Annotated in this window: 12 protein-coding genes; 2 read left to right on the top strand and 10 right to left on the bottom strand. The window is 64.4% G+C overall.

The genetic code is table 11. The features are described 5' to 3' along the window. Window positions 1-49 precede the first annotated feature (49 nt). Window positions 50-1732: a GspE/PulE family protein gene (locus J5X93_RS01205; protein ID WP_250034287.1), complete on the top strand. Its 1683-nt coding sequence runs from the start codon at window positions 50-52 to the stop codon at window positions 1730-1732. Window positions 1733-1824: 92 nt separating this feature from the next. Then, window positions 1825-2139, top strand: a complete 315-nt coding sequence (locus tag J5X93_RS01200; protein ID WP_043211555.1) for a DUF2388 domain-containing protein — start codon at window positions 1825-1827, stop codon at window positions 2137-2139. 224 nt (window positions 2140-2363) lie between these two features. Here J5X93_RS01200 and gcvP read toward each other — a convergent pair whose 3' ends face one another. The 10 genes from gcvP to J5X93_RS01150 all read right to left on the bottom strand — a co-directional run bounded on the left by gcvP (window position 2364) and on the right by J5X93_RS01150 (window position 14726). Beyond that, on the bottom strand, window positions 2364-5237 hold the full coding sequence (gene gcvP / locus J5X93_RS01195; RefSeq protein WP_250034285.1) for an aminomethyl-transferring glycine dehydrogenase: 2874 nt from the start codon (window positions 5235-5237) through the stop codon (window positions 2364-2366). A gap of 168 nt (window positions 5238-5405) precedes the next feature. After that, on the bottom strand, window positions 5406-5789 hold the full coding sequence (gene gcvH / locus J5X93_RS01190) for a glycine cleavage system protein GcvH (protein ID WP_043211560.1): 384 nt from the start codon (window positions 5787-5789) through the stop codon (window positions 5406-5408). Between the two features lie 47 nt (window positions 5790-5836). Next, window positions 5837-6919, bottom strand: coding sequence for a glycine cleavage system aminomethyltransferase GcvT (gcvT, locus tag J5X93_RS01185; protein ID WP_043211562.1), 1083 nt, complete (start codon window positions 6917-6919; stop codon window positions 5837-5839). A 126-nt stretch (window positions 6920-7045) separates the two neighbouring features. Further along, a complete protein-coding gene (locus J5X93_RS01180; protein ID WP_250034283.1) occupies window positions 7046-8668 on the bottom strand; it encodes an ABC transporter permease in 1623 nt (540 codons plus the stop codon). A 150-nt stretch (window positions 8669-8818) separates the two neighbouring features. Further along, on the bottom strand, window positions 8819-9820 hold the full coding sequence (locus tag J5X93_RS01175) for an extracellular solute-binding protein (protein ID WP_070571787.1): 1002 nt from the start codon (window positions 9818-9820) through the stop codon (window positions 8819-8821). 95 nt (window positions 9821-9915) lie between these two features. Next, window positions 9916-11133 (bottom strand): 2-octaprenyl-3-methyl-6-methoxy-1,4-benzoquinol hydroxylase, encoded by a 1218-nt coding sequence (locus tag J5X93_RS01170; protein ID WP_178113792.1) that lies wholly within the window; start codon window positions 11131-11133, stop codon window positions 9916-9918. A 9-nt stretch (window positions 11134-11142) separates the two neighbouring features. Then, complete coding sequence (locus J5X93_RS01165) at window positions 11143-11625, bottom strand: DUF4442 domain-containing protein (RefSeq protein ID WP_043212156.1); 483 nt, start codon at window positions 11623-11625, stop codon at window positions 11143-11145. Then, entirely contained in the window at window positions 11622-12821 is a 1200-nt protein-coding gene (gene ubiH / locus J5X93_RS01160; protein WP_090343476.1) for a 2-octaprenyl-6-methoxyphenyl hydroxylase, read from the bottom strand. Before ubiH ends, J5X93_RS01165 begins: the two co-directional genes overlap by 4 nt. Next, window positions 12818-14152, bottom strand: coding sequence for a Xaa-Pro aminopeptidase (pepP, locus tag J5X93_RS01155; RefSeq protein ID WP_043212152.1), 1335 nt, complete (start codon window positions 14150-14152; stop codon window positions 12818-12820). The genes ubiH and pepP overlap by 4 nt, the downstream gene beginning before the upstream one ends. Before the next feature lie 19 nt (window positions 14153-14171). After that, window positions 14172-14726, bottom strand: coding sequence for a YecA/YgfB family protein (locus tag J5X93_RS01150; protein WP_043212150.1), 555 nt, complete (start codon window positions 14724-14726; stop codon window positions 14172-14174). Between the last annotated feature and the right edge of the window lie 39 nt (window positions 14727-14765).

Raw genomic sequence — 14765 nt, 5'->3', positions numbered from 1 at the left:
GCCGGCTAGCCTTCCCCGGGACCGATCCACCCTGGCAAGGAAGCCATCTATGTATACCGACGACACCCACGCCCTCGACCTGAGCCGAGTGCTCGACGCCCTGCTCATCGAACAGCACCTGGACGCCAGCGACACCCTGCGCGTTCTCGAACAGGCCCACCGCCACCCAGATCAGCATCCGCTCGAGACCATCGCCAGCCTCGACCTCCATGACCGTCGCCACCCCGACCGACGCCTGGACCTGGACATCCTCTGCCAATGGCTCGCCAACCGGGCCGGCCAACCGTTCATGCGCATAGACCCACTGCAAGTCGACCTGCAGCAGGTCAGCGGCCTGATGTCGCCAGCTTTCGCCCAGCGCCACGGCATCCTCGCCGTGGCTGTGGACGATAGCTGCGTCACGGTGGCCAGCGCCCAACCCTACCAGTGCGAATGGGAGGCCGACTTGGTCCGCAGCCTGGGCAAGCCGATCCGCCGCGTACTGGCCAGCCCGGTGCAGGTTCGCCAATTGGCCCAGACCTTCGTTCGCCTGGCCCACTCGGTCAAGGGCGCACAGCGCCAGCAGACCACTGGCCTGGGTGAACTGGAGCATCTGCTGGAGCTCGGCCAGCGCCACACCGAGGCCAGCGCCGACGACGCCCACATCGTGCACATCGTCGACTGGCTGCTGCAGTACGCCATCGAACAGCGCGCCAGCGATATCCACCTCGAACCGCGCCGAGAACAGGGCCAGCTGCGATACCGCATAGATGGCTTGCTGCATACGGTCTATGCCTTTCCGGCAGGTGTCACCCTGGCGTTGGTCAGCCGCCTCAAGCACTTGGGGCGCATGGATGTCGCAGAAAAGCGCCGCCCCCAGGACGGTCGACTGAAAAGCCGTCTGCCGGGGGGTGGCGACGTGGAACTGCGGCTGTCCACATTACCCACGCCTTTCGGCGAAAAACTGGTACTGCGGCTGTTCGACTCCCAACAATCGCACCAGGACTTTCACCACTTGGGCCTGGAGGGCGACTTGCTACGCCAATGGCAAGGGCTGCTGAACCACCGCCAGGGTATCGTCCTGGTCACAGGCCCCACAGGCTCGCGCAAGACCAGCACGCTCTACGCCAGCCTACGCCAACTGGCCACGCCCCAGGTCAACCTGTGCACCATCGAAGACCCTATCGAGCGTCTGGAGCCTGCGTTCAACCAGCTGCAGGTCCAGCCGAGCCTCGACCTGGGGTTTGCCAATGGCGTGCGCGCCCTGCTGCGCCAGGATCCGGACATCATCATGATCGGTGAGATACGTGATCGCGAGACCGCCCAGGTCGCGGTGCAAGCAGCCCTGACGGGGCATCTGGTGCTGTCCACCCTTCACACCGACGACACCTGCAGCGCGATCACCCGTCTACAGGAGCTGGGTGTGGCGGACTACCTGCTCAAAGCCACACTGCTCGGCGTCATGGCCCAGCGCCTGGTGCGTACCTTCTGCGGCGACTGCCAGGGCACGGCGGCCCTCGACGGTGTTGCCTGTCGTGCTTGCCGAGGGACGGGGTTTCATGGCCGCACGGGGCTGTTCGAGCTGTTGATCCCAAGCGAAGGCCTGCGCGCCAGCATCGGCTCCAACAGCGATCTGGCCGCCCTGCGTCGGATGGCTCTGGCGGAAGGTTTGCAGGACCTGCGCCACTGCGGGGAGGTGAAAATCAGCGCCGGACAGACCAGCCTGGCGGAGGTGCTCAGGGTCTGCTCCTGAGCAAAATTCCCTTGTATTCAGGGAACTTGCGTCACTCAGACACGATCCAAACGGCCATTCCCACAACCCTCACCACTCGAGGTGAATGCACCATGCGTCTCAAAACCGCCATCGCAGCCGCCGCCCTGCTCTCGCTGCCTGTTGGCTCCGCCATGGCCGATACCTTCTGGCGTAACGTCATGACTTCCGGCGCGACCACCGCGTCGAGCTACCTGACCTCCAAAGACCACAAGATGGTCGTGGCCGCCCAAGACGATGCCGGCAGCTTCGTTGCCAGCGAAGGCGCCATCCGCGGGCCATACCTAGAGGCAGCGCTCCGTAAGGTGCGCGCCGACAACCCTGGCATGCAAGCGACCGACATGGACCTGGCCAACGCTATCCTGGCCAAGAACGCCGTCGTCGAGTAACACCGCAGGGTCCTTCCGACAGATCCATCTCGGGCCTGTATGAGCAACGGTCTTGCTCCGTGGCGTCGTGTTCGCGGGTAAACCCGCTCCCACTGGTCCGCGCTGGCCCTGTGGGAGCGGCTGACCCGCAAGCAGACGACTCAGATGCTGGGGTCATCTAACCGCTGCTTCAATCGCCCATTTCCCTCAGCTTCCTACCTACCTTTGATGGCCTAGCATCAGCCTCAGCGATACGCCTCCACCGGCACGCACGAGCAGAACAGGTTCCTGTCCCCATACACATTGTCGACCCGGTTCACCGCTGGCCAATACTTGTGCAAGCGCACATGAGCACTGGGAGCTACGCCTTGCTCCAGGCTGTAGGGGCGCGTCCAGGGCGCCAGCACATCGGCCAGGGTATGGGGGGCATGCTTGAGCGGGTTGTCCTCGGCGGGCCAGTTGCCGTCCTTCACTTCATCGATCTCCGCCCGGATCGCCAGCATCGCCTCGACAAAGCGGTCCAGCTCAGCCTTGGATTCGCTCTCGGTAGGCTCGACCATCAAGGTACCCGGCACCGGGAAGGACATGGTCGGGGCATGGAAGCCGTAGTCCATCAGGCGCTTGGCCACGTCCTCCTCGGTGATTCCAGTCAGCGCCTTGAGCGGGCGCAGATCGAGGATGCACTCGTGGGCGACACGCTCGTTGCGCCCCCGGTACAACACCGGGAATGCCCCATCGAGCTGGTGAGCCAGGTAGTTGGCTGAAAGAATCGCCACCTCACTGGCATCGGCCAGTTGCGGCCCCATCATCGCGATGTACATCCAGCTGATCGGCAAGATGCTCGCACTGCCCCAGGGCGCGGCGCTGACTGCGCTATTGTTCGGGTCGAGCCCTGGCACCGGCACCACCGGGTGGCTGGCAACGAACGCCTTGAGGTGGGCACGCACCCCGATCGGCCCCATGCCGGGCCCCCCGCCGCCATGGGGGATGCAGAAGGTCTTGTGCAGGTTCATGTGCGAGACATCGGCACCGATGTCGGCCGGCCGTGTCAGGCCGACCTGGGCATTGAGGTTGGCGCCGTCCATGTACACCTGGCCCCCCTGCTGGTGGATCACCTCACAGATCTCACGAATGCCTTCTTCATACACCCCATGGGTCGAGGGGTAGGTGATCATCAGGCAGGAAAGTCTATCGCCAGCAGCGCGCGCCTTGGCCTTGAGGTCGCCGAGGTCGACGTTGCCATCATCGTCGCAGTCGACGATCACCACCTCCATGCCAGCCATCTGCGCCGATGCAGGGTTGGTGCCGTGCGCCGATGATGGAATCAGGCACAGGGTCCGCTGCGGCTGATGGCGACTCTGGTGATAGCGGGTGATTGCCATCAGCCCTGCATATTCGCCTTGGGCGCCCGAGTTGGGCTGCATGCAGATGGCATCGAAGCCGGTGATGGCGCACAACCAGCTTTCCAGCTCGTCGATCATGGCCTTGTAGCCCTGGGCCTGGCCGGCCGGGACGAAGGGGTGCAGCGAGGCGAAGCCAGGCCAGGTGATGGGGATCATCTCGCTGGTGGCATTGAGCTTCATGGTGCACGAGCCCAGCGGGATCATCGACTGGTTCAGCGCCAGGTCCTTGTTCTCCAGCTGCTTGAGGTAGCGCAGCATCTCGGTTTCGCTGTGGTGCAGATTGAACACCGGATGGGTGAGCAACGGCGTACGCCGGACCAGCGCCCCCGGAATGCCTTCGGGGAGCGCCTGGGCGTCGAGGTCGGCGATGCGCAGGCCATGGTCGACGCCCAAGAAGACATCGAACAGACGCATGACCGTCGCCTCGGTGCAGGTCTCGTCCAGGCTGACGCCCAGGTGTCCGCGCCCGAGAATGCGCAAATTGATCCGGGACTTCTCGGCGCTTTCGATGATCGCCGCCTGGGTACCGCCAACGTCGAGGGTCAAGGTATCGAAGAAGTGCTGGTTCACCCGCTTGATGCCCTTGGCTTCGAGGCCTGCGGCTAGGACGAACGTCAGCCGATGCACACGCTGAGCGATGCGCCTGAGCCCTTCAGGGCCATGGTAGACCGCGTAGAACCCGGCGATGTTGGCCAGCAGCACCTGAGCGGTGCAGATGTTGGAATTGGCCTTCTCGCGGCGGATGTGCTGCTCGCGGGTCTGCAAGGCCATGCGCAGGGCGGTATTGCCGCGAGCATCGCGCGAGACGCCGATGATGCGCCCCGGCATCGCGCGCTTGAACTCATCACGACAGGCGAAATATGCGGCATGGGGGCCGCCATAGCCCATGGGTACGCCAAAACGCTGGGTCGAACCCAGCACCACATCGGCCCCCAGCTCACCGGGTGGGGTCAGCACCACCAGGCTGAGGATATCCGCCGCGACGCAGGCCAAGGCGTGTTGGCCATGCAATTGCTCGATCAGTGGACGCAGGTCGCGCACTTCCCCATGGGTGTCGGGATACTGCATCAAGGCGCCGAACACCTGATGCTTGGCCAGGTTGTCCAGTGAATCGACGATCAGTTCGAAGCCGAACCCCTCGGCGCGGGTGCGCAGCACCGAGAGTGTTTGCGGATGGCAGTGCTCGTCGGCAAAGAAGACATTGCTTTTGCTCTTGGCCATCCGCTTGGCCAGGGCCATGGCCTCGGCCGCCGCAGTGGCTTCATCGAGCAACGAGGCATTGGCCAGGGCCAGGCCGGTGAGGTCGATCACCATTTGCTGGAAGTTCAGCAGCGCCTCCAGCCGCCCTTGGGCGATTTCCGGCTGGTAAGGCGTGTAGGCGGTGTACCAGCCCGGATTCTCCAGCACATTGCGCAGAATGACGGTGGGCGTGACGGTCCCGTGGTAACCCATGCCGATCAGGCTGGTCCAGATCTGGTTCTGTTCCGCGTACCCAGCCAGTTTGGCCAGGGCAGCTTGCTCATCCAGGGCGGGCGGAAGGTCCAGCGGGCGGGCCAGGCGGATGCCCGGGGGGACGGTCTGTTCGATCAGTTCGGTGCGACTGGCGATGCCGAGGGCATCGAGCATGGCCTTCTGCTCTGAGGCATCAGGCCCCAGGTGACGACGCAGGAAGGGGTTGAGCTCTTGCAGTTGACTCAAGGATGGCGACTGGGACATGGCGATCGTCTCTTCCTGGACCAGGTCTCATGGAGACTTACAAGTCTAGGAAGGGATTGCCCATGCTGCGTGAAATCTTGCGTTGCCCAGTGACTTCTTCACGGATAAACCCGCTCCCGCAGGGCTCGGATCGCGCCTGCAGGAGGGGTTTAGTTGTGCCAGGAAGGCTTACTCGCCGATGGCAGCTTGGTAGCCAGCAGCGTCCAGCAGGTTGTCCAGATCGGCTGGGTTGCTTGGCTTGAGCTTGAAGATCCAGGCAGCGTAGGGCTCTTCGTTGAGCAGCTCAGGGCTGTCGGCCAGTTCTTCGTTGACGGCGATGACTTCGCCGGCCACAGGTGCGTAGATATCCGAAGCGGCCTTGACCGACTCGACCACGCCCGCGGCGTCGCCAGCGGCAAACACCTTGCCCACTTCTGCCAATTCGACGAACACCACATCACCCAGGGCTTGCTGGGCATGATCGCTGATACCGACGGTCACGCTGCCATCGGTCTCCAGGCGTGCCCACTCGTGGCTTTCGGCAAAACGCAGTTCGGCGGGGATATTGCTCATCTGTTGTCTTCCTCGATTGGCTCAGCGGTCAGCCCGCCGGTAATTGTTCAGATCAGAATCTTTCCATGGCGCACGAAGGTCGGCTTGACCACCCGCACCGGATACCACTTGCCACGAATCTCCACCTCGGCACGCTCGCCCGTAGCCATGGGCACACGCGCCAAGGCGATGGATTTGCTCAGCGTAGGCGAGAAACTACCACTGGTGATCTCCCCTTCGCCAATCCCGGCTACCCGCACTACCTGATGGGCGCGCAGTACACCACGCTCTTCCAGCACCAGGCCGACCAGTTTCTCTTGCACACCCTGCTCGATTTCCGCAAGCAGGCCGGTACGCCCGATGAAGTCGCGCTCGGCCGGTTCCCAGGCGACACTCCAGCCGAGGTTGGAGGTCAGTGGCGTATGGTTTTCGTCAATGTCCTGGCCGTAAAGGTTCATGCCGGCTTCCAGGCGCAACGTGTCGCGCGCACCTAGGCCGCTCGGCGCAATGCCTGCACCGACCAGGTCGTTGAAGAAGGCTGGCGCCTGCTGGCCGGGGAAGATGATCTCCAGGCCGTCCTCGCCGGTGTAGCCGGTGCGGGCAATGAACCAGTCACCTTCGGCAACCCCTTCGAACGGGCGCAGCTCACGGACCAGTGCAGCACGCGGGGCACTGAGCAACTGGGCGACTTTTTCGCGGGCATGGGGGCCTTGGATGGCGAGGATGGCGAGCTCGGAGCGCTCGACGAAGTTGATGGCGAAACCGGCGCTCTGCGCCTGCAGCCAGGTGAGGACCTTGTCGCGGGTGGCGGCGTTGGCCACCAGGCGATAGCCGATTTCCGTGCGGTAGGCGATCAGGTCGTCGATGACGCCGCCGTCGGCGTTGAGCAGCGGGCTGTACAGCGCCTTGCCTAGGCTATCCAGACGGGCCACATCGTTGGCCAGCAAACGTTGCAGCCAGGGTGTGGCCTGGTCGCCGGCAACATCGATGACGGTCATGTGGGATACATCGAAGACGCCGCAATCACTGCGCACCTGGTGGTGCTCCTCGACTTGCGAACCGTAGTGCAGGGGCATGTCCCAACCACCGAAATCGACCATCTTGGCGCCGAGCGCCAGGTGCAGGTCATACAGAGGCGTACGCTGTCCCATGGGTTTCTCCTTCCGGGCGTGGCGAGGCGGCGGCGGTCGGCAACGTTGATCCGTCGCCTGATCTTGTTCAGGACCCGCCGCAGCGAATGCCGCGCATTGTAGCCGCAAGGGCGGAGCCTGGCACCCTCAGTGACGATGCCCGGGACGCCGAGCCGAACGGCGGATCAACCCGATGACCGGCAGCAGGCCGACCAGCACCAGCGTCAACGCTGGCAGCGAGGCTCGTGCCCATTCGCCTTCGCTGGTCATCTCGAACACCCTGACGGCGAGGGTGTCCCAGCCGAACGGTCGCATCAGCAGCGTCGCCGGCATCTCCTTGAGCACATCGACGAACACCAGCAGCGCCGCACTCAGGGCGCCCGGCACCAGCAACGGCAGATACACCTTGAAAAACAACCCCACGCCACCGACCCCCAGACTGCGCGAAGCTTCCGGCAGCGACGGCCGTATACGCTCCAGGCTGCTCTCCAGCGGACCGTAGGCCACGGCCATGAAGCGCACCAGGTAGGCCAGCAGCAAAGCCCAGAGGCTGCCCAGCAACAACGGTTTGCCGGCGCCGCCCAACCATCGGGACAACGGAACCACCCATTGGTTGTCCAGGTAGCTGAAGGCAAGCATGATCGACACGGCCAGTACCGAGCCCGGCAGGGCGTAGCCCAGGTTGGCCACGCCCACCCCGGCGCGGATGCCTCGGGTTGGCGACTGACGCCGCGCAAAGGCCAACAGCAGGGCCACGCTGACCGTGATCAAGGCAGCCATGGCGCCCAAGTAGAGGGTATGCAGCACCAAGCCAATGTACCGCTCGTCAAGGTCATGCCGCCCCCGCTGCCAGAACCACGCCAGCAATTGCAGCAGCGGGATGACGAAAGCACAGGCGAATACCAACAGGCACCAGCCGGTAGCCGCCAGCGCTTTCAGGCCACGCAGGTGATAGAGCGCCTGCCCCCGGGGCCGCTCGTTGCCATGGCGGCTTTTGCCACGAGCCCGCCGCTCGCCGTACAGCACCAGCATCACCACCAGCAGCAACAGGCTGGCCAGTTGCGCTGCGCTGGAAAGGCTGAAGAAGCCATACCAGGTCTTGTAGATGGCCGTGGTGAAGGTGTCGAAGTTGAACACCGCCACGGCGCCGAAATCTGCCAGGGTCTCCATCAGGGCCAAGGCGATGCCTGCACCGATGGCGGGCCTGGCCATGGGCAGCGCCACACGCCAGAATGCCTGTAGCGGCGACAGCCCAAGCACCCGCGCCGCCTCCATCAACCCTTTGCCTTGGGCCAGGAAGGCGCTACGCGCCAGCAGATAGACGTAGGGGTAGAACACCAGCACCAGCACGCTGATCACGCCACCGGTGGAGCGCACCCGAGGCAGGCGCATGGGCCCGAACACCTCGCGCAGGGCAGTCTGCACGGGGCCGGCGAAATCGAGCAGGCCGACGAAGACGAATGCCAATACGTAGGCTGGGATGGCGAAGGGCAGCATCAGCGCCCAGTCCAGCCACCGCCTGCCGGGGAATTGGCAAAGGCTGGTCAGCCAGGCCAGGCTCACACCCAGCACCGTCACCCCGACGCCCACTCCCAGCACCAGCGTGAGCGTGTTGCCCAGCAAGCGGCTCATCTGGGTGTCGAGCAGGTGCGACCAGATCTGCACGTCGATCGACTGCCAGGACAGCAGCAGCACGCTCAGGGGCAAGAGCACCAAAGCAGCGACGAGAAAGACCGGGAAGTACCAACGGCGTTGGAGGGTGTGGGGCAAGGCGAACGTCTCTGTGCTGATGGCGACCGCTGCGCGGTCGTTCGCAGGTAAACCCGCTCCCCAGGAACACCCTCGAGGGAGCGGGTGTTCCTGGGGAGCGGGTTTACCCGCGAAGGGCCTTTGCAGGCCCTGAAGGATAAAGCCTGGGGCTTAGTTCCAGCCAGCCCGGTCCATCAAGCGAATGGCCTCGGCCTGGCGTTTGCCGGCCACTTCCACCGGAATGCTGTCGGCCTTGAAACTACCCCAGGCCGCGACTTCCTCGGACGGCTGGACCTTCGGGTTGGCCGGGAATTCCTGGTTGATGTCGGCAAACAGCTTCTGCGCCTCGACGCCGGTCATCCACTCGACCAGCTTCTTCGCCGCCTCCGGGTGCGGCGCGTGCTTGGTCAGGCCGATGCCCGACAAGTTGACATGCACGCCACGGTCGCCCTGGTTGGGCCAGAACAGCTTGACCGGCAGGTTGGGCTTTTCCTTGTGCAGACGACCGTAGTAATAGGTGTTGACGATGCCCACGTCGCACTGACCGGCCTCGATGGCCTGGAGCACGGCGGTGTCGTCAGAGAACACATCGGTGGACAGGTTGTTCACCCAACCCTTGATGATTTCCTGGGTCTTGGCCTCGCCGTGGTTCTCGATCAGGGTCGCAGTCAGCGACTGGTTGTAGACCTTCTTGGCCGTGCGCAGGCACAGACGGCCTTCCCATTGCTTGTCGGCCAGGGCTTCGTAGGTGGTCAGCTCTTGGGGTTTTACCCGCTCGGTGGAGTAGGCAATGGTCCGCGCACGCAGGCTCAGGCCTGTCCAGTCGTGGGAGGAAGCGCGGTACTGGGAAGGGATGTTCTGGTCGATGACGTCCGATTTGATCGGTTGCAGGATGCCCATCTGTTCAGCCTGCCAGAGGTTGCCGGCATCGACGGTGAGCAGCAGGTCGGCCACGCCGTTCTCGCCCTCGGCCTTGATGCGTTGCATCAATGGGGCTTCCTTGTCGGTGATGAACTTGATCTTCACGCCGGTCTTGGCGGTGTAGGCGTCGAACACTGGCTTGATCAGCTCGTCGATGCGCGAGGAATACACCACCACTTCGTCCGCCGCCTGGGCAGTGCCGCCGAACAGGGTCAGGGCCAGAGCGGCCAATAGGGGCTTGCGTGGCAACATCGGGGTCTTCCTCGCTGAGTTGAGAGGTGCAAATGGTAGTGAATCCCATTATCTACCTCACCTGCGCAGACGTTACCGAATGTTGCCGGACGCCCTCAGGCCTTGGCCAAGGCCGGCAGATCCCCGGAAAGCCCCAGCGCCTGGCGCACGAACAACGCCTTTGCCTCCGGCATCTGCTCCACCAGCTTCAACCCGCTGTTGCGTAGCCAGCGCAGCGGCAATGGATCAGCCTGGAACAGCCGCTCGAAACCTTCCATCGCTGCCATCAACGCCAAGTTGTGCGGCATGCGTCGCCGCTCGAAGCGGCTCAGCACCTTCACGTCGGCGAGCCGTTCGCCACGCTCGCAGGCGCGCTCCAGCTCCTCGGCCAACACGGCAGCATCCAGAAAGCCCAGGTTGACGCCCTGTCCGGCCAGCGGATGGATGGTGTGCGCGGCGTCGCCGATCAGCGCCAGCCCCTCGTCCACATAGCGCTTGGCATGGCGCTGGCGCAGCGGCACGCAAAGCCGTGGATCGGCACTCACCACCTCACCCAGGTGCCCCTCGAAAGCACGACCGAGCGCCTCGCAGAAGGCGGCGTCATCCAAGGCCATGAGTTTCTCGGCCTGCTCCGGCGTGGTCGACCAGACGATCGAGCACCAGGCCTGCCCGTCATCACGGGACAACGGCAGGAAAGCCAGCGGCCCTTCATCGGTAAAGCGTTGCCAGGCCGTGGCCTGGTGCGCCTCGCTGCAGCGCACGCTGGTGACGATGGCGTGGTGCAGGTAATCCCACTCACGGGTTTCACAACCGGTCAGCTTGCGTACCGCGGAGTTGGCGCCATCGGCGGCCACCACCAGCGGCGCACGCAGGGTCCGCCCATCGGCCAGGGTCAGCAGCCATTCGTCGCCGGAGCGGCGCATCTGCTCCAGGCGAGCATTGGACAGCAGGCCGACGTCACTGTCGTGAAGACGCTCCAGCAGGCTATCCTGCACCACGCGGTTCTCGACGATATGGCCAAGCACCTGGGCGTGCACGCTGGCTGCCGAGAAGTGGATCTGACCCGTACCGCTGCCATCCCAGACGTGCATGTCCGTATACGGAGAGACCCGGCGCCCGGCGATGCCTTCCCAGGCGCCCAGGCGCTCGAGGATACGCTGGCTGGCCGCCGACAGTGCGCTGACGCGGGGTTCGAATGGCCCTTGGGCATCGAAGGGTTTGACCGACAGCGGGCTGCCGTCGAGCAGGAGAATTTCCAGGCCGCTGTGGCGCAAGGCCAAGGCCAGGGCGCTGCCGACCATACCGGCACCGACAATCAACAGATCTGCGCGCATTTCCATGCCTTACGCCTGCCTCGCTTGCGGCTTGAGCCGCACATAAAGGGTTTTATCGACCCGCGCAACCAGTTCGCCGGCACCGTCGCGGATATCGACCTGCAAACGAGGCAGGTACTTCTTGCCGCTGGCGGTCTGCTGGCGAATGTCCTCCAGCAACGCGTCATCGACATGGAATTCGGCGAATACCGGGCCTTTGCCGGGTGCGATGAAATCGATGGTGGCGGCCTTGTCCCAGACGATGTATTCACGCCCGAGTCGCTCGATCAACAACAACATGTAGAAAGGATCGACCATCGAATAGAGGCTGCCACCGAACTGGGTGCCGACGTAGTTGCGGTTCCAACGGGTCAGCTTCATGCGCACCCTGATGCTGCGCATGTCGGGACTGATGTGCTGCACGCGGATACCGGCGCCCAGATAGGGTGGGTAGAGGTTGAGCAGCCACCGCAACATGCGGGCCTTTCGGGCGAGCCTGCGCGAATCGCTCATGCACGGCCTCGCGGGTCGGGACGGGTACCCAGGCCCATGGCCTGTCGGGCGAACCAGCGCTTGGCCGGCGGCAGCAGGTCCAGGCCGAGCAACCCAAGGTTGCGACCGGCGGCCAGCAAAGGCTGGCTGCTGCCGAACAAGCGGGTGACCTGGTCGGAAAAACCGATGGTCATGGCCTGGTCCAGTTGCTGACGCTGATGGTAGGCCTGCAACGTGGCAAGGTCGCCCAGCGGCTGCGGGCCGGCCAGCAGGGCTTCGGCCAGCGACTGCACGTCACGCAGCGACAGGTTGAAGCCCTGCCCTGCGATCGGGTGCAGGCTGTGGGCCGCGTTGCCCAGCACCACCAGATGTGGACGCACCTGCTCCTGGGCTTCGATCAAGGCGAGCGGATACAGATGGCGCACCCCTACCTGACGCAGGGCGCCCAGGCGGTAGCCGAATACATCTTGCAGTTCACGCAGGAAGCTGCGTTCGTCGATCTCGGCCAGGCGCTGGGCGTCCATCCCTTGGCGGGTCCAGACGAGCGCACAGCGGTTTTCCGGCAGCGGCAGCAAGGCCATCGGGCCCTGCTCGGTGAACCGTTCGAAGGCCTGCCCGCGATGGGCTTCGCCCGGGGTGATGTTGGCGATCAGTGCGCTTTGTTCATAGGGGGTACGCCGGACATGGATGCCCAGTTGTTCGCGCAAGCCCGAGCGGCCACCGTCGGCGAGTACCGCGAGGTCGCACTCAAGGCTGGTGTCGTCGTCCAGCAGCAAGCGGTAGCCGCCGGCGACAGCCTGCATGGCCTTGACCTCGGCCGGACAACGCCAGCTCACCACATCGGCATCAAGGCTCTGCCACAGGCATTGGCCAAGCCAGGCGTTCTCCACCACATAGCCCAGCGCCGGCACGCCTTCCTCGATCGCATCCAGGCGGGTGGCGCCGAAGCGACCTCGGTCGGACACCTGGATCTGGCTAATTGGCTCGGCGCGTTGGCTGATCAGCTGCCACAGGCCCAAGTGCTCATAGATTTGCCGGGTGCCGTAGGACAACGCCGAGGAGCGGGCATCGTAGCTGGGCTGGAAGCTGTGACCCGGGGCGAACGGCTCGATCAGCAGAATCTTCCAACCGCGCGCCTTGGCGCCGGCCTGCAAGGCCAGGGCTAGGCTGGCCCCGACCAGGCCGCCACCGATGATCGCCAGGTTGACCCGGTTCATGCCGCGTCCTTGCGGGCGGCGGCCATCAACGCTTCGATCTCGGCAACCGTGCGCGGTACGTCGGAGGTCAGAATTTCACAGCCCTGCTTGGTCACCACCACATCGTCCTCGATCCTTACGCCGATGCCGCGCCATTTCTTCGCGACGTTCTGGTTGTCGGCGGCAATGTAGATACCGGGCTCGACGGTCAGCGCCATGCCCGGCTCGAGCACGCGCCACTGCCCGCCCACCTTGTAATCGCCCACATCGTGCACATCCATGCCCAGCCAGTGACCGGCGCGATGCATGTAGAACGCACGATGGGCCTCGCTGTCGATCAGCGCTTGCACGTCACCTTTGAGCAGCCCCAACTCCACCAGCCCCTCGGTGATAACCCGCACGGTCGCCTCATGGGCGTGGTTCCAGTGCTTGCCCGGCGCGATCTCGGCGAACGCGGCGGCCTGGGCCTTGAGCACCAGTTCGTAGATGGCTTTCTGCTCCGGCGAAAAACGCCCGCTGACCGGGAAGGTCCGGGTGATGTCGCTGGCGTAGCAGTCGATTTCACAGCCGGCATCGATCAGCACCAGGTCGCCATCCTTGAGTGGGGCGTCGTTCTGCTGGTAGTGCAGGATGCAGGCGTTGCGTCCGGCCGCAACGATCGAACCATAGGCCGGCATCTTCGCGCCGCCTTTGCGGAATACGTAATCCAGTTCTGCTTCCAGGCTGTATTCGTGCAACCCGGCCCGGCACGCCTGCATGGCCCGCACGTGAGCTTGCGCGGAAATCTTCGCGGCGGTGCGCATCACCTTCACCTCTGCCGCCGATTTATACAGGCGCATGTCGTGCAGCAGGTGATCCAGGGCAACGAATTCGTTCGGAGGCTGGGCGCCGAGCCGCGCCTTGGAGCGAATCACGTTGATCCACTCCATCAACCGGCGGTCGAACTCGGGATTGCTGCCCATGGCGGTATAGACCCGGTCGCGGCCTTCTATCAGGCCGGGCAGGATCTCGTCGATATCGGTAATGGGGAAGGCGTCGTCGGCGCCAAAGTCGCGGATCGCGCCTTCCTGGCCGGCACGCAGGCCATCCCACAGCTCACGCTCAGGGTTGCGCTCGCGGCAGAACAGCACGTACTCGCCATGCTCACGGCCAGGAATCAGCGCGATGACCGCCTCGGGCTCAGGGAAGCCACTCAGGTACTGGAAGTCGCTGTCCTGCCGGTAAACGTGCTCGACGTCGCGATTGCGGATGGCAACCGCGGCCGCCGGCAGGATGGCGATGCTGTTGGGGACCATCTGCGCCATCAGCGCCTTGCGCCGACGGGCATATTCGGCCTTCGGAATATGGCTCATGGGCAGGACCCCCGGGGTATCAGTGCAGCGATGGCTTGGGCGCGGGCGCAGCGGGTTTGGCCAGCTCGGTGTACAGCAACAACGGGGCGACGCGCAGGTACTCCATGACTTCCATGTAGTCGCTCTCACCGTCCTCGGACTCTTCGAGGGCGTCCTGAACCTGGGAAATGGCCACCAAGTCCTGTAGGACTTCCTTGGCTTCGTCGGAGAGGTCCTTGCCGCCGGCGTTGAGCCCGAAGCCTGTGATGAAGCCCTGGCACCATTGGCCCAGGGCAGTGGCACGCTCGGTCAGCGGCGCATCGTCGCCCGGCAGCAGCAGGACGATGGCAATGTCTTCGCCAGTGAGCTCGGCCTTGACCATTTCCTGCAGACCAAGCAAGGCGGCGCGCACGGCATCCACCGGCTCGTTCTCCAGCGCACCGGCGGCGTCGGCCAGCCAGGAATCGGCATCGAAGCCTGCGCCGGCGCAGCTGCGACCGATCAGCAGGCCGTGCAGTTCGGCGGGGGAGACAGGATGGCCATTGCTGGAGAGCAGCGTGGCGAAGGCAGTGTAGGGCGATTGGGTATTGGGCATGGGCAGCTAGGCGCCAGGCGGCGCAATGACTAGAATGAA

Source organism: Pseudomonas sp. BYT-1 (assembly GCF_023611805.1).
Taxonomy (GTDB): domain Bacteria; phylum Pseudomonadota; class Gammaproteobacteria; order Pseudomonadales; family Pseudomonadaceae; genus Aquipseudomonas; species Aquipseudomonas guariconensis.
Note: the sequence above shows the minus strand (reverse complement) of the source record. Positions and strands in the feature narration are given on the sequence as shown.